This window comes from Chryseobacterium sp. (genome assembly GCF_041914225.1).
Taxonomy (GTDB): Bacteria; Bacteroidota; Bacteroidia; order Flavobacteriales; family Weeksellaceae; genus Chryseobacterium.
Genome location: NZ_JAYSDT010000008.1, coordinates 49,636 through 72,540, shown reverse-complemented (window position 1 = coordinate 72,540; position 22,905 = coordinate 49,636). Strand labels below are relative to the sequence as shown.

General features: G+C 36.5%; 22 protein-coding genes and 1 pseudogene. 14 read left to right on the top strand and 9 right to left on the bottom strand.

Annotation, left to right across the window (positions count from 1 at the left end; translation table 11 throughout):
* Positions 1-38: 38 nt before the first annotated feature.
* Genes ACE3RB_RS05865 through ACE3RB_RS05850 form a run of 4 tightly spaced genes read right to left on the bottom strand, consistent with a single transcriptional unit; the run spans position 39 to position 2,140 of the window.
* Complete coding sequence (locus ACE3RB_RS05865; RefSeq protein ID WP_374463395.1) at positions 39-944, bottom strand: alpha/beta fold hydrolase; 906 nt, start codon at positions 942-944, stop codon at positions 39-41.
* Positions 925-1,314 carry a DUF1330 domain-containing protein gene (locus ACE3RB_RS05860; protein WP_374463394.1) on the bottom strand — a complete coding sequence of 130 codons (390 nt, stop codon included), beginning with the start codon at positions 1,312-1,314 and terminating at the stop codon, positions 925-927. The genes ACE3RB_RS05865 and ACE3RB_RS05860 overlap by 20 nt, the downstream gene beginning before the upstream one ends.
* A gap of 55 nt (positions 1,315-1,369) precedes the next feature.
* Positions 1,370-1,708, bottom strand: a complete 339-nt coding sequence (locus tag ACE3RB_RS05855; RefSeq protein WP_374463393.1) for a GIY-YIG nuclease family protein — start codon at positions 1,706-1,708, stop codon at positions 1,370-1,372.
* 6 nt (positions 1,709-1,714) lie between these two features.
* Entirely contained in the window at positions 1,715-2,140 is a 426-nt protein-coding gene (locus tag ACE3RB_RS05850; protein WP_374463392.1) for a MarR family winged helix-turn-helix transcriptional regulator, read from the bottom strand.
* 355 nt (positions 2,141-2,495) lie between these two features.
* Here ACE3RB_RS05850 and ACE3RB_RS05845 point away from each other — a divergent pair, with 355 nt between their 5' ends.
* Complete coding sequence (locus ACE3RB_RS05845) at positions 2,496-2,762, top strand: hypothetical protein (RefSeq protein WP_374463391.1); 267 nt, start codon at positions 2,496-2,498, stop codon at positions 2,760-2,762.
* 217 nt (positions 2,763-2,979) lie between these two features.
* Positions 2,980-5,682: pseudogene (locus ACE3RB_RS05840) on the top strand (DUF6493 family protein).
* 122 nt (positions 5,683-5,804) lie between these two features.
* On the opposite strand, the gene ACE3RB_RS05835 reads toward ACE3RB_RS05840, so the two are convergent.
* Complete coding sequence (locus ACE3RB_RS05835) at positions 5,805-6,242, bottom strand: VOC family protein (protein WP_374463390.1); 438 nt, start codon at positions 6,240-6,242, stop codon at positions 5,805-5,807.
* A gap of 428 nt (positions 6,243-6,670) precedes the next feature.
* Between ACE3RB_RS05835 and ACE3RB_RS05830 the strand changes: the two genes are divergently transcribed.
* Both ACE3RB_RS05830 and ACE3RB_RS05825 read left to right on the top strand, forming a co-directional pair.
* Entirely contained in the window at positions 6,671-8,188 is a 1,518-nt protein-coding gene (locus ACE3RB_RS05830; protein WP_374463389.1) for a TROVE domain-containing protein, read from the top strand.
* A 131-nt stretch (positions 8,189-8,319) separates the two neighbouring features.
* Entirely contained in the window at positions 8,320-8,847 is a 528-nt protein-coding gene (locus tag ACE3RB_RS05825) for a DUF6584 family protein (RefSeq protein WP_374463388.1), read from the top strand.
* A gap of 843 nt (positions 8,848-9,690) precedes the next feature.
* Here ACE3RB_RS05825 and ACE3RB_RS05820 read toward each other — a convergent pair.
* From ACE3RB_RS05820 to ACE3RB_RS05810, 3 genes are read right to left on the bottom strand one after another with little or no spacing between them, the layout of a single operon-like run.
* On the bottom strand, positions 9,691-9,840 hold the full coding sequence (locus ACE3RB_RS05820; protein WP_374463387.1) for a hypothetical protein: 150 nt from the start codon (positions 9,838-9,840) through the stop codon (positions 9,691-9,693).
* The gene (locus ACE3RB_RS05815) at positions 9,827-10,165 is read right to left on the bottom strand and encodes a helix-turn-helix domain-containing protein (protein WP_374463386.1); all 339 of its coding nucleotides are present in this window, start codon (positions 10,163-10,165) and stop codon (positions 9,827-9,829) included. The genes ACE3RB_RS05820 and ACE3RB_RS05815 overlap by 14 nt, the downstream gene beginning before the upstream one ends.
* Before the next feature lie 11 nt (positions 10,166-10,176).
* The gene (locus ACE3RB_RS05810) at positions 10,177-10,605 is read right to left on the bottom strand and encodes a transposase (protein ID WP_374463385.1); all 429 of its coding nucleotides are present in this window, start codon (positions 10,603-10,605) and stop codon (positions 10,177-10,179) included.
* Positions 10,606-11,209: 604 nt separating this feature from the next.
* Between ACE3RB_RS05810 and ACE3RB_RS05805 the strand changes: the two genes are divergently transcribed.
* Positions 11,210-12,748 (top strand): SulP family inorganic anion transporter, encoded by a 1,539-nt coding sequence (locus ACE3RB_RS05805; RefSeq protein WP_374463384.1) that lies wholly within the window; start codon positions 11,210-11,212, stop codon positions 12,746-12,748.
* Positions 12,749-12,905: 157 nt separating this feature from the next.
* On the opposite strand, the gene fusA is transcribed toward ACE3RB_RS05805, so the two are convergent.
* Positions 12,906-14,972: an elongation factor G gene (gene fusA, locus ACE3RB_RS05800; RefSeq protein ID WP_374463383.1), complete on the bottom strand. Its 2,067-nt coding sequence runs from the start codon at positions 14,970-14,972 to the stop codon at positions 12,906-12,908.
* A 613-nt stretch (positions 14,973-15,585) separates the two neighbouring features.
* On the opposite strand from fusA, the gene ACE3RB_RS05795 reads away from it, so the two are divergent.
* The 9 genes from ACE3RB_RS05795 (at position 15,586) to ACE3RB_RS05755 (ending at position 22,876) form a co-directional block, all read left to right on the top strand.
* A complete protein-coding gene (locus ACE3RB_RS05795) occupies positions 15,586-16,254 on the top strand; it encodes an HAD family hydrolase (RefSeq protein ID WP_374463382.1) in 669 nt (222 codons plus the stop codon).
* Between the two features lie 8 nt (positions 16,255-16,262).
* Positions 16,263-17,087, top strand: a complete 825-nt coding sequence (locus ACE3RB_RS05790; RefSeq protein ID WP_374463381.1) for a phosphoribosyltransferase family protein — start codon at positions 16,263-16,265, stop codon at positions 17,085-17,087.
* Positions 17,077-17,634: a TerD family protein gene (locus tag ACE3RB_RS05785; RefSeq protein ID WP_374463380.1), complete on the top strand. Its 558-nt coding sequence runs from the start codon at positions 17,077-17,079 to the stop codon at positions 17,632-17,634. Before ACE3RB_RS05790 ends, ACE3RB_RS05785 begins: the two co-directional genes overlap by 11 nt.
* 2 nt (positions 17,635-17,636) lie before the next feature.
* Positions 17,637-18,875 carry a toxic anion resistance protein gene (locus tag ACE3RB_RS05780; RefSeq protein WP_374463379.1) on the top strand — a complete coding sequence of 413 codons (1,239 nt, stop codon included), beginning with the start codon at positions 17,637-17,639 and terminating at the stop codon, positions 18,873-18,875.
* Positions 18,827-19,774 carry a hypothetical protein gene (locus ACE3RB_RS05775; protein WP_374463378.1) on the top strand — a complete coding sequence of 316 codons (948 nt, stop codon included), beginning with the start codon at positions 18,827-18,829 and terminating at the stop codon, positions 19,772-19,774. The genes ACE3RB_RS05780 and ACE3RB_RS05775 overlap by 49 nt, the downstream gene beginning before the upstream one ends.
* A 76-nt stretch (positions 19,775-19,850) precedes the next feature.
* Positions 19,851-20,459: a TerD family protein gene (locus ACE3RB_RS05770; protein ID WP_374463377.1), complete on the top strand. Its 609-nt coding sequence runs from the start codon at positions 19,851-19,853 to the stop codon at positions 20,457-20,459.
* 85 nt (positions 20,460-20,544) lie between these two features.
* On the top strand, positions 20,545-21,588 hold the full coding sequence (locus ACE3RB_RS05765) for a TerC/Alx family metal homeostasis membrane protein (protein WP_374463376.1): 1,044 nt from the start codon (positions 20,545-20,547) through the stop codon (positions 21,586-21,588).
* Positions 21,589-21,931: 343 nt separating this feature from the next.
* Positions 21,932-22,459 carry a TetR/AcrR family transcriptional regulator gene (locus tag ACE3RB_RS05760; protein WP_374463375.1) on the top strand — a complete coding sequence of 176 codons (528 nt, stop codon included), beginning with the start codon at positions 21,932-21,934 and terminating at the stop codon, positions 22,457-22,459.
* A 3-nt stretch (positions 22,460-22,462) separates the two neighbouring features.
* Positions 22,463-22,876, top strand: a complete 414-nt coding sequence (locus tag ACE3RB_RS05755; RefSeq protein ID WP_374463374.1) for a DUF1348 family protein — start codon at positions 22,463-22,465, stop codon at positions 22,874-22,876.
* Positions 22,877-22,905 lie beyond the last annotated feature (29 nt).

The window sequence follows — 22,905 nt, the reverse complement described above, 5'->3', positions numbered from 1 at the left end:
TATATAATGAAGACTGTCTCAAACAATGAGGCAGTCTTTTATTTTGTTAAATCAGATATCTTATTACTGATAAAATCATAAAGTTTGACCGGAATAGAATGTCCCATACCATTTATCAGAATCCATTCAGCATCTGAAATAGAATCTGCAATATCTTTTCCGCAATCAGGGTGAAAGATCAGATCATCTGTCCCGTGAATAATCATGGTTGGAGCAGTTATCTTTTTCAATATATCAGGATTATATTGAAAAGAACCCATCGCCAGCAGTTGCCGGATGATTCCGTTTTTTGTTCTTGAACGGGTAAGCTCCTTTTCAAGCAATGCTTTTTCCTGGTCCGGATCAAACAGGTATCCTGAGCCGGATATTTTTTCTGCCAAACGGAGTTTCTCTCTGAAATATTCTTCTTTATGAAGATCCGGATCAGAAGATGCCTGTGTCATCATCGCCATAATTTCAGGGTCCAGCTTCGGAAGAGAAGGATTCAAAGATGTTGACATGATAATCGTTAATGACAAAACTCTTTCAGGGTAATATGAGGCTAAAATCTGTGAAATAATTCCACCCATGGAACGTCCTGTAATATGAGCTTTCTGAATCTTTAAATAATCAAGCAGTCCGATCACATCATTGGCCATATCCATTAATGAATAAGGAATACTTTCTTTACTGAAAGCAGCAAAGACCTCTTCAATACTTTTATCTGCAGGAATTTCTCGTTTTGCATTAAAGACCGAACTTCCCGAATCCCTGTTATCAAAGCGGATTACCCTGAATCCTTTTTCAACCAGAAGATTACAGAACGCAGTATCCCAACGGATCATCTGACTTCCTAATCCGGAAATCAGGATTATATTTTCTGTATTTTTGTCACCAAAGATCTCATAACAAAGGTTTACATCACCAATTCTGACTGTTTCCATTTTAATCTGTTTCTCTTCCATTCAACAGTATTTCTTCCAGCGGTAAAAGCCTCGAATCTTCAATAGCAGCAATTCTGTGCCCCATAATTTTCATATAGTCTTCATTCTGTTCAAAGCTGAAAAAATCAGTTACACTTTTCTGTTTAATCAGCAGGCAAAGGTCCCAATACTCATTTTCAGGACCTATCAGAAACATATCTCCTTTCCCAATGAACAAAATTTCGCCGCCACTTTCTTTTAAAAATGGCTCGGTTTCCCTGATATAAGTAAAATAAGCATCCCATCCACTGATTTTTTCATCAGGCTTCAGCTCAGGATGTGCTGAATAATCTGCTTCTTTCTTTAGTTTAATCAGATTCAGATTAATGACTGTCCCCTGTATATTTTTCATGAACAGACGCTTTCCGGCTTCAAAAGTTGGGGATAAATATTTTTCCGACATATTTCTAGTATAATGGTGTGCTGACTCTGGAAATATAAGCTTGTGCGGCCTTTTGTATCTCCAGACGATAGTTGATATATTCATTGTTCTGATCAGGAACAATCGTGACAAACTCAAAGATAAAAGCTTCACTCCCGGATTCTGTCCATTCCTTTTGTAGCTGAGGATGGGTGAACATTCCGCCATTTAAAAGGAATTTCATTTTATTCACCAAAGCTTCAAGATGTAAAGATCCCTGGATATACTGTTTTCCATTTGTAGTATTGGTAACCGCAAGAACTCCCATCGTTGTTGCATGGTCTTTTGCTTTTTCCCTTAGCTGTTTTTTTGCTGCATTTTTCATTGATGATTATTGTATATTTCCTCCAAGATCAAATAAAAATTCATTTACTGTTTTTAAAGATTTACTCTTCTTGGTAGAAAGAATTTCTTTCGTAATATGCTCGGCGCTTTGTTTAGTCTCTTCAAATATCTTTTTGCCATTAGCTGTAATCACAACATAGCTGACGCGGGCATCTCTTTCATTGGTTTCCCTTGTCACCAGACCGATCTTTTCAAGCGGATTCAATAAACGGGTCACTCCTGATGCTGTAAGTCCTGTTTTTTCAGCAAGATCTATCCTCCGCATCTTACTCTGAGAAGAAGAATTGAGAATATAAAGTATAACAAAGTCATTAAGGCCCAGACCATGAGCCCCCAGAGAATCAAACCTTCTGGCAATTACAGATTGCAGTTTATTGAGGTTAATTAAAAATAATAATTCATTGCTTATCATTGAAAAGTATTTGATTTGTCAAGCATTTTATTTTGCAAATATATAAAATTTAATGAATTACAATTCATATTCTACTATTTTAAAAAACATTAACGAATCTGGACAGTAAAATAATTTTACCACACAAAAGCATAATTTATAAAAATAAGACACCAAATGATGTGTAAATGTCAAAGCAGAGGGCTTTAAACCACTTTTTATAGATATATCTTTAAACAGGGAATTGTTTTTGCAGTACCAGAGTCATGGCAGCAGTTGTTTTATTAACTTAATATTTTGTTAAAAACTCACTTTTAAGGGATAATTTACTGTCTGTCAGCCAATATTTTTTAATTTAGCTGATAAGAATGAATTTATGTTTATTGATGGAGATTTTAGGGCAATATATTTAAACTGTAAAATAAAAGAGATTGTGCCGTTTTTAAAAAGCCTTCCAAAAGATAAAAAAGAAACGATTGCTCTTTTCAAAAAATATGTCAATAAAGAACGGAATCAAAATGTGATTTCACTGTCGGCTTCCCAGGCTGGGAGTAAAAATGAAAATGGATATTTTTTTATCGGCAGATTTCTGTTTGAAAATTTTTGTTTTTTTGAACAGTTTATTCAATTCTTATCAGGATGATTATCATCGTGATTTCATCAGGTTCTTATATCAGATACCTTATTTTCAGGCTCCGTTTTGCAACAAAATATTTCAGATATGATATCGTACCCTGTAAAAAGTATACGTTTTTTGATGCATAAATGAGTCGGCTAAATAAAGACGGGCACTTTGCGGTATGGCTTTGAAACTTTAACAGAAAACAAAATAACCTGAAAACAACTATATATCAAATTGAATGCACATGAAAGAAAGACTTTATGAGATCCTTAATGAGGAAAAAATACATGAGATTATCCCTTTTCTAAAGCAGCTTAGCATTGAGGAAAGAAAAACACTGGTACCATCTATAAAGAAAATGGACCGGGAGATCAGCAAGATCGTAATGACCAAAAACTCTTACCACACGGCAGGATCTGTCAATCAGCACTCTATTATTGATATTGCTTCATTTGTCTGCATGGATAAGAAAAACTTCGGTAAAAATTACTGGAGCCTTTTCCGTAATGCAGAACAGACCGAACAGATTTTGGAGTGGGGCTGTCCGGAATGGTTTTCAGACTTTATCAATGAATCTGTGGAAGCTGACTTTACCGCATTTAATTACAAGGATATTTTAGGATGGACAGAAAAAGGCTATGTACAACCGAAACCTCAATTGCTGGGACATCACCTGAGTAATTATCCAGCCGATTTGGACCATTATCCTGAAACCCTGAATACCCATTTCTGGTATCTGTGTGAATATCCTTCCAAATCCTTACCTTTTCGTAAAGAATGGCTTCCTATTGTTCAGAAACTGATTGCAGACAAAAAAATTGAGAGAAAAAGATTTCTGAGAGAATGTCTTCTGGCTTCTAACAGAAATTTTAATAAAAATGTCACAGGCTGGTTTATGGATGCATTTACTTCCTTAAAGCCAACGGAAGAAGAATTGTCTGATCTGCAGGAAGAATTGCTTGCAGGTCTGGCATCTCCCCAATCGAAAGCCGTGAATACCATATTATCACATCTTAAAAAAATTGTGGGAATTCCTGATTTCAAAAATGAGGAATTTTCACATTACCTTCCGGATCTACTGAGTTCAGATGTGAAAACAGTAGTCGTTTCAAGCTTAGTGCTTACTGAAAAAATATTCCAGAGAAGGAAAGTAAATCCGGAACTGCTGGGAATGGCTTTAAGTACAGCATTTGTGAGCAAAGACGACGGCATACAGTCAAAGGCAGCCAGGATTATCCTGAAATATATTCCTGTTTCCGAAAATATGATTGGGGCACTTTCACATTATTCCGATAATATACTGACGAATATACGCCCACTTTTATCAAAATATATTGAAGAAAAACAACCGCAACTGGAGGCGATAGCTTCGGAAAAACTATCTTTGACAACAGACGAAAATGCAGTTAAAGTACTTCAGAATTTTGAAGACCTGATGCTTTATCTACCTTTGGCTATGGATGACCCATACAGCCATCATTGTGATATTGCTCTGGCAGGATTTATCCGTTTTGCTGGCGATGTTGATGCCGGATCAGTGAAATTAATAGAACCAGTATTCCTGAAAGCCTGTAAAACAATTTCTAAATGGGAGGTTCCCTTTCTGAATGTTCTGTTGTGCAATGCCATCATCAATTATGGCCTGGCTCTGCTTGAGCAATATCCTGTTCAGCTTAAAAATCTGGAAAAAATCTACCGGAAGACGGAAGAAGAAGAATCGGAAAGAGAGTCTTATTTAAATTATCAGAAAAAACTGGGTCCAATAGAAAATGTCGGAGCAGATTGTCCTGCCAGAAGTGCATTTAAGGAGATTGCGATATATGCTTTTCAGAAAATTAAATCCGGAGACAATATTCCTCTGCTGTTTCCCATTACCCATGCGCCATGCTGGAATTCTCCTGTCACACTGGTGGAAAGACTGGAGGCTTATCAGAATGCTGATGTTGAACCGCATCATCTTGATATTCAGCTGGCATTGCAGCGCTGTGCTTTAGATAACACTTCGGAAGCTGTCATACAGGCAGAGAAAAGACTGAAAGGGGAATATAAAGATTTGTTACTTTTCTTCTTTGGCAAAAATGCTGAACCCAAAGGTGAATGTAAACATCCTTCATGGTGGATGACAGCGGGGATTACACGTTCACCGGAAACTGTGTTTGAAGAGTTCAGCAGATTTGGTTATGATACTATTCCTATAGAATTTTTTTCAGGAGAATACAAGTGGAGAACTATTGACAGCAGAAAAAATTCTTATTATCCTGCAGAGCTTAACATTACCATTCCGAAATACCACCTTGAAAAAAGGAAAGATCCCTTGTTTATGGAATACTTTGTGGCAGAACAGAAGGAGCTTAATGAAATACCTGCCCTGATGCTGTGTTTTCCGAATACTCCGGCAAATGCCCTGGTAAAAGTAATCAAACATTGTCTTTTCTACTCGGGAATTGCTGAAGTTTATGAAAGAAGTCTGGTGCTGAATACGGCAAACGCACTTTATCAGACCAAAAAGCCGCTGGATGAAATCGGGTACCTGTTCCTGGGAACTATTTTCCTTGACAGTGATAAAACCATCCGCGGAGTGGCGGCTAGTATGTGGCTTGAACATGTGGCCGGTCAAATAATGGATAACGCCCGTTTAGGAAGGGTGATCGGGCTGCATGAAAGATTGGAGTAGGCGCCTGTTAAAAGATTAACGGATCTTATACAACATCATATGCTGAATGTCAGTAAAAATCATAATATTGCTTTGGAAGAGTTGATTTTCAATATATTGATTCAAATGGATGCCCCTGTAACCAATCTGAAAAAAATTCTGGAAATCTATCATGAAGTTCTTGCGCTGAATCATTCGGAAGCTCATCACAAGGTAATAGAGAAACTTAACAATTGGAAAGAAAACTCCAGTCTGAAAAAAATCTGTAATCTCCTTCTGAAAAAGTAAAAGCTTTTTGATGCATATCTTATTGTTAACCAATGCAAAGACGCAAAAAACTCGTTTTTATTTAAGAAAGCTTTAATCGGGTTCTTGCGTCTCTGTTTTGTATGATCTGAAGAATTCTGGCATTAATTTTTTGCCTGTTTCATCCATTCGTCATAGCTAAGCACTCCTAATTCAGGCTTACCTTCTCCTTCAAGGATAGAAATAAATTCAAGCTGGTTTCCGTCCGGGTCATTAAAATAAATAGCCAGCGCAGGCATCCATGCAAATACCATAGGCTCGACACTGCCATTTTTCAGGAAATTGTATGGTTTTAAGTTTTTATTTTCTAAAAATTTCACTGAGTAATTTAAAATATCCTCCTTACTGCTGGAAAAAGCAAAATGTCTGGTTTGAAGATTTTCCTTCTGTTCCCATAATCCCAACATAAATTCTTTTCCTTCTCCAATCCATAGAAAAGCAATAGGCCTGGTTTCATCTCTGTGAGCCAGTTTTAGCCCTAATACTTGGGTATAAAACAGTATCGCATTTTCCAGATCACTCACCCTGAACATGAGTTTCATATAGTCCTTTAATCATAGCTTTAATTTTAATAAGACAAAGCTACACAACAGTTCATGAAAAAAACTGTACAGGCGATTTCTTAAATGAAATTCAATGATAGAAGGTTTTTATGGTTATAAATGATGTATGTGGCTGTATTTCTCAAAATCTGTGTAAATCAGTGAAATCTTCGGTAAGAAAAAATCTATTTAGAATTCAATAGAGGTGGGCTTTAGCCCGCCTTACAGACAGCATCCTCCATCAGGCTTTAACCCAAACTTAAAATGCGTACAAACGGAGAGATTTATTTGAACTGCCTAAACTAAAAATAAAAAACAAAGAAAAATTTTCTACGCAAAAACATTGCGCAATATTGTATTTACTTTGCATCAGAAATCAGAGAGGAACCATCAATCCTTCTCCATGTGTAACAGTTAAAACAGTAACCATGAAATTTAATTTTTTAAGAAAAGAAAATAAAGTAGTACTGAACTACGAGGGTGCAAAATCCTATGCGATGACACCTGCAGAAGAATTATATAGTGCTGTTGTTACAACAGGACTGTCAGATGTCAATTATGAAAAGGGAAATGACAGATTGGAAAGAATCCGGTCTCTGATCAAAAAAAATGATCCTGAATTTGTAGCAAAACTGGCGGTGTATGCAAGGAAAGATATGTACCTGCGTTCCATTCCTTTGGTATTGACTACTGAACTGGCAAAGCAGGCTTCCGGAACAGATCTGGTGAGCAAAACAGTAGATGGAGTCATTCAGAGAGCTGATGAAATCACAGAACTGCTGGCTTATTACCAGCTTGCCAATAAAAGGACGGAAACTAAAAAACTGAACAGGCTTTCAAAACAGATCCAGAAAGGTTTGGTGAAATCATTCAACAAGTTTGATGAATACCAGTTTGCGAAATACAACAGGAAAGCAGAAGTAACTCTGAAAGATGCGTTATTCCTTGTTCACCCGAAAGCAAAAGACGAAAACCAGCAAATGGTTTTCAATAAAATTGCAAGTAATACATTAGAAACTCCTTATACCTGGGAAGTGGAACTTTCTGTTCTGGGACAGACAAAATTTGCTGATGATGCAGAAAGAAAGTTTGCTTTCAAAAACAAATGGGAAGAACTGATTTTCAGCAATAAGTTAGGTTATATGGCAACCATGCGAAACCTGAGAAATATTCTGGATGCAGGAGTGTCTGCTGATGCAATGAATAAAGTCTGTAAATATCTTTCCGATGAAAGAGCTGTCTCCCATTCAAAACAGCTTCCATTCAGATTTCTGGCGGCATACAGAGAATTGAAAACTATAGATTCTCCTTATCTGTCATCCGTATTGGAAGCACTGGAAGATGCTGTTGTAGTGAGTGCTAAAAATATTAAGGGCTTTGGTTTTGATACTTCGGTGGTGATTGCTGCGGATGTCTCAGGCTCTATGCAGAAACCGGTTTCTCATAAAAGCAAAATACTGCTGTATGATATTGGCTTATTAATGTCGATGATTCTTCAGTCCCAATGTAAAAACGTGGTGACAGGTATCTTCGGAAACCGTTGGTTGAGGGTTCCAATGCCTAAAAATGGTATTTTAAGGAATGTGGATGCCTTCTACAAACGAGAAGGTGAAGTAGGATATGCTACCAATGGCTACAAGGTGATTGAAGATCTGATCAAAAGAGATGAAAAAGTGAACAAAGTAATGTTATTCACCGATACTCAGATGTGGGACAGTACTGGAAACAGAAACTCTTTTGAAGACCTGTGGAATAAATACAAAACTATCACTCCTCATGCGAAACTGTATATTTTTGATCTGGCAGGTTATGGCAGACAGCCGCTTGATATCAGAAAAAATGATGTACATCTTATTGCAGGCTGGTCAGATAAAATTTTCGATGTGCTGAACGCATTGGAAGATAAAAAGTCAGCTGTAGAAATGATTCATAAAGTAGTGCTGTAACAGGCACTGCTTTTAATAAACAGGACAGAATTATGGCATAGGAAACGGAGACGTTAGCCGGAATTTCCAGGTCTTGAACTTTTGGTTCTTTTGCTTCAAGGCAAAACGAACAAATATTTAAAAAATAAACAATGGGAAATTTAATGCATAGAATTGAACAGGATCTTAAAGCTGGCAGAAAGAAAAAAGCATGTGATAGATTAAGGAATATGATTAACCAGTTTCCCAATGATCTTTCGCTGAGAAAAAGACTAGGACAGATTTATTTTGAAGCTGGATTTCTTGATGAAGCAGGAAAATTCTGGATTCTAAATATTCCAGAAAATAATGAAATGGAAAATGCGGTTAAAATGTACAGAAAATCTTTAAGCAATTCAGGAAATGCCATTTTAAAAGACATTGTTTTCAGAGGAGATAAAAATCTGCTTGATGAACATTCATTGAAAGTAATCGCTGAACTAGAAAAGGATAGTTTCAAGGTTACAAAACATATTCCTGTTTTTAAGGCTAAGACTAGAGAAAAAGGAAATTATTCAGAAAATCAAACAGGTTTTTTAAGTAAAATAGTAACTTGTTTAGTAATTGGAGTTATAATATTAATTCCTGTATTAGGAATTGTTAAACTTTTTGAAATAATTTCATCATTATTTTCTCAATAAAATCAAACTACGTAAAAAGATTGCGTACAAGCAATATAATTTTGCAGTGTTAATAATACTGGTGCCGTTAGAAAGGCCTGCTTCGATTCCAAAATGAAAGAGTCTTTCACCGGATTGCCCAGTAGCTAACCAATGCCGTTAATAAGAGTTTCATCGTCAACTTCCAATTGAAATTATTGACTCTTATAATTCATTGCTTGGTTTTTAATAAAAAATAACTGCGTAAATAGAATACGTACTAGGAATATAAATTTGTAAAAAAAATAAACTAATAACTATGAAAAATTAAAATCAAGTGTCGTTTTAGAATCATACTTCGAGATTGAGTAAACATTGTGTCGCAGGTTCGAATCCTGCCTTTTCCCTCGAAAAGGAGAGGTAGCTCAGCGGGTAGAGCAAATGCACGGAAGATTCTGAAAAATATTACCTTGATTTGCATAAAAGAGTGCCGTAGAGAAGGCTTACTTCGGTATAATATTGGTTCGACTCCATAACAGATCACGAAAGTGTTCTTGTCAAAGTCTTTTCGTATTTAGCCTCTTTTTTATTTTAAAAACAAACAAGTGCCGTAGAAAAATGTTACTTCGCTCATTACGACGGGGTCGCGGGTTCGAATCCCGTCTCTTCCACAACCAAAAAACACAGTCTATATAGGAAGAGTAGCTCAGCTGGTTAGAGCACGACTGCATTTTTCGCTTATTGCCTTGCTTTCATCATATAGAAGCCGGAAGTGGAACGTTGAAAGATCTTTGTATCATAATTTTCTATTAAGTCGGAGGAATCTCAGACTTGCCATTTTTCTTCTTTCCACTTCCAGCTTCTTTATATCAATTTGAAGTGTCGTCAGGAAAAAGTTCTTCGTACCACAATTTTGGGAGGAATAGCGAAGCCGGTAATTCCGGCAAGGTTATCCGGTTCGACTCCGGCATACGTACAGCCCGTTTTTTCCTTATTATTACCTTTAAAAAATGCCGGTGAATTATTTACCGGCATTTTTCATTGTATCTTCAAGCTCTTCCTCAAACATGACTTTCCATTTCGAAAGCGTGGTTCTGCTTATTTTATATTTTCTCGACATATAGCTTGTGGAATGACCATGCTTTTTCTGGTACTGAAGCAATTTTAGCATAGTCTGCCTGTAGTAGGTTTTGAGTTTTTGATTTTCTCTGGACTGCCTGAACAGTTTCTCATTGAATTTAAGGACATCTTCACTCGTGTTAAGCTTTTCAAGAAGTTCTTTGATTTTTGGATCCTTAAGTTTTTCAGGATGTTCCATCCTGAGCATATCCAGGTAAATTTTTTTGTAATTGGGGCGCATGTCTTATCTGTTTATCCGTTTACATTATCACTTTTCTGAAGCCATCTGTGCAGTGTACTTTTAGGAATAGAATATTCTTTAATGACTTCACTTTGAGTCATCTCACCGGAAAGAATCCTTTTCATAATGAAATCTTTGATTTCCTGAGTATAAATATTTTTCCTGAAATAAGGTGTTTTTTCGGACTTTTGATTGTTTTTGTTAACGGCAGAAGGTGGAGCATATAAAATCAAATGGGAGCTGTAGAGCCTGAAAAAATCATATTCCAGTAATTTACTCCATCTTAAAAGAAGATCCGTATCCATTGATCTGCTTTCATACATCATTTCAACCGTTTCTTCATCTTTGTTTAAAAACTTGCAGATTCTCTCAATTGCTATTTCAATTTCATCAACCCTTTCCTTAATAAATTTCCCAATATGGATTTCTTTATATAACATTTTACTGAAAATTATTCTTTTGTTTAAACTTATATATAAAAAAACGAGAATAGGTGATATATATTATTCTGATATGGTAGGAACTAAACTGTTAAAATTTGAAATTGATAAGAAATAATAATTATGATTAAAGAATAGTTAAATATATTCGATGGAATTATTCATCCTGTAAAATGAATTTAACTTATCAATAAAACAGGCCGGTAGGGATTACCTTAATATATTGATATATTCTTTTCAATGGTTTTTTCTTCTTCTTTTTCAAACTTCTTTTTCCTGCCATTTGTGTGAAATAATATATAACCTATTAAGGTTTTTACACAATTCTATGGGTAAGAGCTGCACATAACCTGACAAACAGCTTTATACACATTGAATCTTAATTAGTACCAAATAATTGCTTATTTGCTTTCAAATGTAGACAAAAATAAAATGTAAAAACAGTCATAAATATAAAAATTGTACTTTATCTATTTATTTTAATTAAAATTAACATATTATAAGGGCTAATGTGTGAATTATTTAAAATGATAACCTGTTTATAATAAAATCATAAAAAGAAAAAATTGTATACCATCCGCACAGTACATACCTTTGCATATCAATGAAGAATACACTAAGCTTATTCGAGTTTTCGAAAAAAATCAATTATAAAAATGAACTGCTGGCAGGCTTTACTGTAGCAATGACGATGATTCCTGAGTCTCTTTCATTTGCTATTCTTGCCGGCCTGTCTCCTCTTACAGGTTTGTATGCCGCTTTTATGATGGGACTTGTGACTGCAGTTTTAGGAGGGCGTCCTGGTATGGTTTCCGGTGGAGCCGGAGCAACCATCGTGGTGTTGATTGCTTTGATAAAGTCGCATGGAGTAGAATATCTCTTTGCTACAGTTGCATTAGCCGGGATATTTCAAATGATGGTAGGAATCTTTAAGCTGGGAAAATTTGTGAGACTTATCCCACAGCCTGTTATGTACGGTTTCCTGAATGGATTGGCTATTATTATTTTTATGGCGCAAGTTGAACAGTTCAAAATAACAGATAGCAGTGGAGCTGTAAACTGGCTGCAGGGAATACCTTTGTATATCATGGCTGGTTTGACGGCTCTGACGATTGCCATCGTTTATTTCTTTCCCAAAATTACAAAAGTCGTTCCCGCTTCTCTCGTAGCCATTATCATTGTATTTGCTGTTGTTCTTGGATTTAATATTCCAACAAAAACAGTTGCTGATATTGCGCATATCAGTGGAAATCTTCCAGGTTTTCATATTCCGAAGATTCCTTTTTCCCTGGAAACTTTGCAGATTATTTTTCCTTATGCCTTGATTATGGCGGGAGTAGGTCTTATAGAATCTCTTCTGACCTTATCAATGGTGGATGAAATTACCAATACAAAGGGAAGCGCCAACAAAGAATCAGTAGCACAGGGATTAGCGAATATTACCAATGGTTTCTTTGGTGGAATGGGAGGTTGTGCGATGGTAGCACAGACGTTGGTAAATCTTAATGCAGGTTCCAGGGCAAGGTTGTCAGGAATTGTAGCGTCTCTGCTTATTTTGATAATCATTCTGGTTGGAGCCCCCGTGATAGAGAAAATTCCTATGGCTGCTTTAGTCGGAGTGATGATGATGGTTGCCATCAGTACATTCCAGTGGGTGTCCATCAGGATTGTGAATAAAATGCCAAAGTCTGATATCTTTGTTGGAGTTACTGTAGCATTGATTACTGTGATTTTACATAACCTGGCTTTGGCTGTTTTGGTTGGAGTAATCATTTCAGCATTGGTTTTTGCGTGGGATAATGCTAAAAGAATCCGTGCAAGAAAATATATTGACGAAAATGGAGTGAAATTTTACGAAATATACGGACCGCTGTTCTTTGGTTCAGTAACGGCATTTACAGATAAATTTGATCCTTTGAATGATCCGGAGCAAGTGGTTATCGATTTTAAAGAAAGCCGCATTGTAGATATGAGTGCTATAGATGCGTTGGACAAGTTATCCAGACGTTATAAACAGCAAAATAAAACAGTACATCTGCGCCATCTCAGCGAGGATTGCCGGAAAATACTGAAAAATGCAGAAGCTGTAGTAGAAATTAATATTCAGGAAGACCCGACGTATAAGGTGATGCCGGAAAAATAGAAGAAGTCAATAAGTGAATTTTGCTTCGCAAGTGAATCGTGAATTCTTTATAGCGCAAAAAGAATTGACAAACGGAGCGTATTGATGATTGACTATTCACAATAGACATCCCATAACCAGACAAGGACTGTAAGAAAAATCTACAGTCCTTGCTTGTTTAGGTTATTAATGTATTGGCGATAAAATCAGGCACTAATGCATAGTGCGATAATTTCATACTGATGGAGGCTCTACCGCTTGTCAGTGTCCTCAGGTCAGAAATGTATCCGAAAGTTGAAGCCAACGGGACTTCTGCCGCAAAAATCTTTCTTCCCGATTTTTCATCAATAGAAGTAATAATTCCTCTTCTTCTGTTGATGTCTGCTGTGACAGCTCCCGTGTACTCATCAATACTTTGGATCTCCACTTGCATGATCGGTTCCATCAGTTTAGGATGGCACCCTTTTGCCGCTGCTTTGAATCCTTCTCTTGCAGCAATTTCAAAATCTAATGCTGCAGAATCCTGAGCGTGGAAAGAACCGTCAAGAAGGGTAATCTTCATGTTTTCCAAAGGATATCCATTCAAAGGGCCATACTCCATAGTTTCTCTGAAACCTTTTTCAACGGAAGGAATGAATTCAGTAGGAATAACTCCTCCTTTGATCATATTGATGAATTCTAATCCATGCTCATTATTATTTCCAGGCCCGATTTCAAAGGTAATATCAGCGAACTGGCCGCTGCCTCCATTCTGTTTGGACAGTTTTTCCCTATGAGTTTTGGTTGCTGTTAGAATCTCACGGTAAGAAACTTTAGGTTTTCCCTGATTGATTTCAATACCGTGGTTCAGACGGATTTTCTCCAAAGTAACCTCAAGATGAAGTTCTCCCAGTCCGCTCAGTAAAGTTTCTCCGGTCTGCGGATCTCTCTCAACCACCAACGAAGGGTCTTCTTCCTGAATTTTTGCCAGAACCAGACCGAACGATTTTTCATCTCCATTGGTTTTCGGCTCAATAGCCACTCTGATAACAGGAGCTGGAATTGTAATGGCTTCCAGAAGTATTGGCTTCTCCAGAGAAGATAAAGAATCTCCGGTTTTGGCATCCTTTATTCCTGTTAAAGCAACAATATCTCCTGCTTCAGCTTCTTCCAGCGATAATGTTTTGTCCGACTGCATTTGTAAAATTCTGGAAATCCTGTAGCTTTCACCAGTTCTTACATTCAATATTGTATCTCCGGATTTGATTCTTCCGGAATACATACGAAGCATAGCCAGCCTTCCCACATGTTTGTCAATTACCACTTTGAAAACAAGTCCTGAAAAAGAAGCTTCCTTATTTCTTTCCAGTGTTACCGTTTCTTCCATATAAGGATCTCTTCCCTGCAGGTCAGCAAGCTGATCCGGAGCAGGAAGATAGGAGACAACCGCATCTAGAAGAGGCTGTATACCTTTGTTCTTAAAGGCAGAACCACATAAAACAGGAACAGCTGATCCGGATCTGCAGACTCTTTGTATAGCTTCTGATAGCATTTCAATGGTGACTGTTTGCTCAGTGTTCATAAAAACATCAAAGAATATCTCGTCATTTTCTGCCAGAGTTTCCATTAACTTTATCCTGTATTCATCAGCTTCGGCAATAGAATGACCGGGAATTTCCTTTTCCATAATGGTTTCCCTGCTTTCATCCGTCCAGTATAACGCTTTCATTTTGACCAGATCAATCACTCCTTCAAAATTATTTTCAGCTCCTATCGGAATCTGAATCGTCAATGGAACAGCATTTAGTTTGGTTTTTATCTCATAGAGAACCGCAAAGAAATCTGCCCCAATTCGGTCCATTTTATTGATGAAACAAATCTTGGAGGTTCCGTGTTTTTCGGCCTGGAACCAAACGTTTTCTGTCTGTGGCTGAACTCCTGACGAAGCACAGAAAACTGCAATCACACTGTCCAGAACTCTTAGAGAGCGTTCTACTTCCACTGCAAAATCAATATGTCCTGGGGTATCAATAATATTGATATTATAAACAGCATTGTCTTTTTTCCATTGGGTAGAAACGGCAGCCGATGAAATGGTAATTCCTCTGTTTCTTTCCTGGATGTCTTTATCCATGGTGGTATTTCCATCATCTACATTACCGATTTTATGAATAAGTCCTGTGTAATACAAAAGCCTTTCTGATAACGTTGTTTTTCCTACATCTACGTGTGCTATAATTCCTATATTTCGTGTGTTATATTTCATTTTGTTTGATTTAAATTGTTGATTTATAGATCTGTGATTAGAAAAGATTCTGAAAAAAACGGACACAAAATGCACTCCGGTCTCTTAGAGCCGGCAAAACATTTTTGTATTTTGAATCAAAGGGAAATTTTCAGAGATCTTAACAAATAACAGAAGTTGTTTGATTGGTTAAAGTTTGAAATCAGGGCAGCAAAAAAAGACCTATCCGAATAGACAGGTCTTTAATATATTTTTGAGTATAAAGATCTTAAAGCTATTCAGATAAATATTCAGTGCTGCCAAAGAACACAGCTCTGACAGGATTGCTTAAAGTTATAATATTTATCATTTTTGTTGACATTGTTGATTTTTAATCGGTTGCGAAATTATAATTTTTTTTCGATTTCCAAAGAATTTTTGAAAACATTTTTTTAAAACGCTTCATAAATCATCTTCTGCGAATCCATCAAAACCATGGATTTTCATAAAAATATCTTAAAACAGACAACAGACATAATGCTTTTATGATAAAAATTTTATCTTTGGGAAGAATAGTATCGTAAACACTTTTTGATGATTAGAAAATTTTAAATCTTTTTCAAGAAGCTAAATAAAAACTTTTAACTTAAAACTATTGAAAACAGATATCGACATTCACAACCACTGTCATTTTTCCTTTGACCTGTGGCTCACCTTAATCAAATCTCATCCTGAATTTAAAGCAAAAAGAGTTGAGCTGTTCTCCTCATTCTTCAATGTGGGTAAGTCAATAGACGAAGTTGCGAAAACCGTAAAGTATTATGACGATCTTTGTAATTCCATCAATGAAGTAACAGGAGGGAATATTGATACTTTTGAGATCTACCTGATGATTCTTAGTGCTTTGGATGTAGATGTAAAAGAGTTGGATAAAGAAAGTCTCAACGAGTTTTACAATAAAAGTGAAGAGCTATTTCTGGAATATAAGCCCGTTGTGATTTTTGAAAATATTCACGATTTTTTTGAAGATATCAAAAATCAGGGGAAGACTATTAATATTCTGAGCAATACAGGATTTATTAAAGGGAAAACAATGAGAAAATTTCTGATTCATGAAAACCTGGATCAGTACATAGATTTCCATATCTATTCTGATGAAATCAATTGTTCCAAACCCAATCCGCTTATTTTCCAGGAAGTGAAGAAGAATATTAAAGATCAGGATTTGCCTATGAACCGGATCCTGCATATCGGTGACAATCTGGTAGCAGATTATCAGGGAGCGAAGGACTTTGGCTTCAGTGCACATTTACTTAAACACTAACTATAAACATGAACAAAAGATACAGCTTACACCACATTCATTCGGCGGATGAGTTTACATTTTCACCTGCGGAATACAGTTATTTCAAATATGGCGATAAGTCGTATGCTGAAAAATTTGCAAGAGAATTATTCGACGGATTTATTTCCGAAAATGAGACGCTTTTAAAGACTGATAAAGAAATTGTAGTGCTTCCAAGTCCTTATATGGCGATTCCTACGGCTTCTAATTTTTTATGCTTTTACTTTAAAAAGCATCTGGACTTTTATCTGTTTCAACAAGGAAAGAAGTCAAGTATTTTATCGAAAATCAACCGTAATCATACGTATATCACAGATTATGGCAACCTTAATTTTGAAGACCGCAAAAATCTGATTGCCAATGATACCTATTATATCGACAAGGATTTTTTGAGAGGAAAACTTTGTATTTTTATAGACGATATAAAAATTACCGGAAGCCATGAATATACCGTAAACAGAATTCTTGATGAATATAAAGTTGAGGCAGACTTCATGTTTCTGTATTATGCGGAGCTGATGAATTTTGACCTTGACCCTAAGATTGAAAACTTTTTCAATTACTATGCAGTAAAAAATGTAAGGCACGTAGCAGAAGTGATGAATAAAGAGAGTTTTCAGTTTAATACAAGGATTGTGAAATATATTTTAGGCCTGGATTCAGGTAATTTTGATTATCTTACGTCTAAAGTAAAAAAGGAACAGATGGATCTTCTCCTGGAGCTGGCCATCAGTAACAATTATCATTTAATAAAAGAATACGAAAACAACATCAATACTTTAATACAAACGGAATTATATTATGGCTATTAACTTACAAAAAGGACAAAGAGAAAATATCAACGCACCTAAATTTACTGTAGGTTTAGGATGGGATATCAATAATACTTCTACAGGAACATCTTTCGACCTTGATGCATCATTATTTTTGCTTGGAGAGGACAAGAAATTAATTTCAGATGATCACTTCATTTTTTATAATAACCTTGAATCTCCGGATAAATCTGTAATCCATACGGGAGATAATCTTACAGGAGAAGGAGCAGGTGATGATGAACAGATCAAAATTGATCTTACAAAAATTGATAATGCGGTCAAAGAAATTACAGTAGTTGTAACAATTCATGAAGCAGATTCAAGAAAGCAAAACTTTGGACAGGTAAGAAATTCTTTCATCAGAATTTTCAATACAGATACCAATGAGGAAATCTTAAAATATGAATTAGACGAAGATTTCTCAATCGAAACCGCTGTAGAATTCGGAAGAATCTACAACAGAAACGGAGAATGGAAATTTGAGGCTGTAGGTGCAGGACAGAGAGAGGGCCTTGAGAAATTTGTATCAATTTATCAGAAGTAATCATGGACAATCAGGAAAATCAACCCATAGATCCGCTAGGATCAATAGAACCTCTTAAAACCTTTGAACCTACTCCAATGGTTCCGCCAACTCCTGCCCAGCCTGTTCAGAATGCAGCGCCGGGAGTTCTTGTGGACAGAGATGGAAATGTAAACCTGACGCAGCTGCAGTCAGAAGAACGCCAGAAATATGAAGTTCTTGCCAACTCTATTGATGAGACCAATCCGGGTTCTATTGTGAATTTCGGAGCTGAGCTTCAGAAAACATTATCCAACCAGAGTGACAGCTTTCTGGGGAATGTAAGAAGATCAAACTCAGGAGAAGTAGGAGGACTTATCAATGATCTTTTGGTGGAGCTTAATTATGTAGATGTAGATGAGCTTAACGGAAATAAAGTGAAAAGCTTCCTGAGCAAATTGCCATTCATGAAAAAGGTAATGACCCAGGTAGAGAACTTATTTGCAAAATACGATAAGATCATCAACAATATCGAGCAGATCTCTTATAAAGTAAATGCAGGAATCATCACTTCTACAAAAGACAATGCAGTGCTTCAGACTATTTTTGAGAGCAATGTAAATTCTATCAAACAGATTGAAGAGCTTGTTATCGCAGGAAATATCAGAATGGAAAGAGCTGCAGGTGAGCTTGCTGTAATGGAGGCCAATCCGCAGAACTATCAGGATTATCAGATTGCAGATAAGAGAGACTTCATTGCAAGACTAGACAGAAGAATGGCGGATCTTAAGGTGGTGCGCGTCATCATGATGCAGTCACTTCCACAGATCAGGCTGGTACAGAATAATAACGTTTCTATTGCTGAGAAAGCTCAGACGATTCTTACCACTACACTTCCGGTCTGGAAAAACCAGCTTTCACTGGCTGTGGCAATGTACAGACAGCAGCAGAATATTGAAATCCAGCAGAAAGTTTCTTCCACTACAGAAGAAATCTTAAGAAAGAATGCAGAACGCCTTGGCCAGAATTCTGTAAATGTTGCCAGAGCAAACGAGCAGACTATCGTATCTGTGGAAACATTGAGAGAAACAACATCAATGCTTATCAATACATTGAATGAAGTGAAACAAATCCAGAAACAGGGCGCAGATAACAGGAGAAAACTGGATCAGGATCTTCAGACATTGGAGCATGAACTTAAAGCTAATGTAAGGTTAATTTATAGGATACAAAGGTGGGAGATGATGCAGCAACCATATTGTCACAAAGCAAAAGAAGGTTAACCAGGCTTAAGCTTCTCGCTAATTTTTTTGAACATATTGACATCATATCAATTTATATCAAAACTGATATTATCCACAATCTGTTCCAGGAAAATACGGCTTTAGATTACAATAAACTGGAACTTTTCCACCTGCAGTATACCGACAGTCTCATAGAACTTCTGACTAAAATTAAAAAACAGAAAGAAAATGATATGCTGGCGGTTATTAACGAAATTAACATCAACAATAAATATATTTCAGGGTTTGAAGAAAGACGGGTAGACAGCTTTCAGACCGACAGGAAAATGTACAGCGGTGTATTTTCCCAACATCTGAAAAACGTGTATCAGGATCTTACGGAAGACCGCTTTACGGCCAATTGGGATAATGTACTGTACTTTCATAAAAAATATGCCCGGGAATTTTACAGGACGGATGCAGACGAAGCACTGCTGAAATCCGATTCTTTCCCTTCTTATCAGTACAAGGATTATTCTATTGAAAGAAAATTGCTGGGAAGGCTTAATATACAGGGTTTTAAAGTCCGTTTTGTATGTGGCTACCTTATCGGAACCCGTGATTATGAGCTTTTCAAGATCTTTCAGTCTGATGATTATTTTATTTTCAGTGTGGATGAAAAGAAATTGTATCTTTTCGACAAAGAACTGGATAAGCTGGATATTTCTGAAAATCAGTCTAACCAGAGTTCCATTATTGATCAGCTGAGAAGCAAAAATGAACAGCTGGAACACGGTATGAACGAAAGAAAGCGTGCCCTGCCGGCAGAAGTGGAAACTGTTTTGAAAGATTATATCAGAAACCTGGAAAATATAGATATCATGAGCAAGATATTTGATTTCGATGAAGAAACGAATATCCTGCGGGCAATGCTTAATTTGAATTTGAATAATAATTAAGAGGCAAAACTGCAAAACAGTAAAATCGCAAATTTGCCCTTTTGTTAAAAAATAAATAACAACTAAACATAAAAAGATGGCTATCAACTTACAAAAAGGTCAGAGAATTAACCTTAAAAAAGAAAATGGAGCTGAACTTTCCCAGGCTTGCGTAGGAATCAACTGGGGAGCAATTGAAAAGAAAGGATTTTTCGGAACTAAAAAAGAAGCAGTAGACTTGGACGGAAGCTGTATTTTATATGATTCTAACAAAAACGTTACGGAAGTAATCTATTTTGGAAATCTTAAATCCAAAAACGGCTCTGTAAGACACAGTGGAGATGATCTTACCGGTGATGTAGACGGTGATGACGGGCTGGATAATGAAGTGATTACGGTAGACTTCAGCAATCTGGAACCCAATGTAGAGCATGTGGCAATGGTGCTGAACAGCTACAGAGGTCAGGATTTCGGAACAATTCCTTTTGCTTCTATCCGGATTTATGAAGGAACACCTACCAATGTAAGAGAAGTTTTTGCAAAATATGACATTGCAAACGATGCTTCTTTCAGAGGACATGTCGCTATGGTAATGGGAGTTTTCTATAAGAGAAACGGAGAATGGAAATTCAATGCTATCGGAGACCCTACAGCAGACAAAAAGCTGGAGCAGACAATCCAGACGGTACAGATGAATTATCTATAATCAATTGTCAGTCAGAAAATAAATAGAATAGCAATATTTGTACAATGTACATCTATTGCTTTTATCATATTATAACATAACTCAAGTGGAACATCAAAGTATTTTAGAACTGCACCCTGGTCTGGTGTGGGGATTTGCAGTCACGGTCGTTATCATGCTGCTTCTGGACTTAGGGGTATTTAACAAAAAAAGTCACGAAGTGTCTTCTAAAGAAGCCACCATATGGTCTATTGTATGGATCTCACTTTCTATGGTATTTTCAGGAGTGGTATACTGGGTATTCAATACCGACGGCAGCCCTGAAAGTCACGCTCTGGCAGTAGAAAAATTCACACAGTATCAGGCCGCTTACTGGATTGAAAAAGCGCTCTCTGTGGATAACTTATTTGTTTTTATCCTGGTTTTTGGATTCTTCAAGGTTCCGAAATACCTTCATCATAAAGTCCTTTTCTGGGGAATCATCGGTGCACTGATCTTCAGGGCCATATTTATCTTTGCAGGAGTAGGATTGATTAATCTTACCTATCTTCCTGAAATGAATATCTTTGGGGAAGCAGTGAAAATCAACGTTGTTATGACTCTGTTCGGATTGTTCCTTGTCTATGCAGGGATTAAATCATGGGGAGACGGTGACGATGATGACGATGAAGACTACAGCAATACAGCAGGAGCAAGGCTGATTAAAAGCTTCTGGAAAGTTTCCGATAACTATGACGGAGATAAATTTTTCACCATTCAGAACGGGATCAAAATGGCGACTCCTCTTTTAGTGGTAGTGGGTGTCATCGAATTTACGGATGTTCTCTTCGCGGTAGACTCTATTCCTGCGATCTTCGCGATTTCAAATGATCCGTTTATCCTTTATACATCAAATATCTTTGCCATTTTAGGATTAAGATCATTATATTTCCTTTTGGCAAACTTTATTCATATGTTCAGCAAACTTCCATACGGATTGGCTATTATCCTGTCCTTTATTGGAGTTAAAATGCTTATTGCACCATGGATTCATATTCCGTCTCCGGTTTCATTGGGAATTGTAGGGGGAGTGCTGGTGATCTCAGTTCTTTTATCCATCATCTTCCCTGAAAAAGAAGAAGAGAAGAAAGAAGAGCTGGAAGAAAAATAATCATAATTAAAATAAATGAAAGCCTCTGGAGTATAGCTCTAGGGGCTTTTTTGTTGATGAAGCTTTTTGTTGGGAAGCGCAAAGGCGCAAAAAGGATAAGCACTGTGTCGTTTTTAAGGCGCAAGAAAATCAAAGACTTTCAACAATAATTATTCTCTTTTTAGCGATATTAAATTTTATCGGAGATAAAAATCCTTGCGCCTTAACACATTATCTTCCATAAAAATTAGCGCCTTTGCGTTTTTTCCAACATTTCACAAATAAATTATCCAAAATAAAAATAAAAGACAGACTTGTCTGTGTATTGTTTTTTTTCATACATTTGTTCCATAAAAGAAAAGCAATGAAATCTCCAAGAGAAAGAATTATAGAAACTACGTTTCAATTGTTTACCAGACAAGGATATAATTCTACCGGTATCAATCAGATTATTTCCGAAGCAGAAGTAGCCAAAGCAAGTTTTTATCAGCATTTTAAATCCAAAGAACACCTGTGCGTAGAATTTCTGAAGGTGAGACATCAATATTGGTTCCATGAGCTCAATAGCTTTTTAGCAAAAGAAGAGGATCCAAAATCCAAAACCATCAAAGCTTTTGATTTTCTGGTCTACATGAATGCCAAAGAGAATTTCAGGGGTTGCAGTTTCCTGAATATTTTATCGGAAATCCCTATGGATAATGTCAAAATCCTTAGTGTCATCCAATCTCATAAGGCAGATCTCAGAAACTTCTTTTTAGAATTGCTTAATAATGATGAACTTTCAGATCATATCTACATGCTTTTTGAGAGCAGTATTATAGAAAGCCAGCTTTTCAAATCCAATGAATTGATTGAAAAATCAAAGAAAATAGTTACCAATCTAATACAATAAGTTATGGAACAGAAACATCCGCTTCCGCCTTTCACTTTTGAAACGGCGCTTGAAAAAATTCAAATGGCAGAAGATGCCTGGAACAGTCAGGATCCCGAAAAGGTTTCCAAAGCATATACCATTGACAGCGAATGGAGAAACAGGGATACATTTGTAAACGGGAGAGAAGAGATCGTCGTATTTCTTCAGAAAAAATGGGAAAAAGAACTCAATTATAAACTTAGGAAAGAATACTGGGCACACACCGATAATCGAATTGCTGTTCGCTTTGAATATGAATATCAGACGAAAGATGGAAACTGGTTCAGGGCTTATGGAAATGAAAACTGGGAGTTCGATGAAAACGGTCTGATGGCAAAAAGATATGCGAGTATTAATGATCTTGCGATCAAAGAAGAAGAAAGAAAATTCAGATGAAATAATAAGATATTATTTCAAAACTCAAA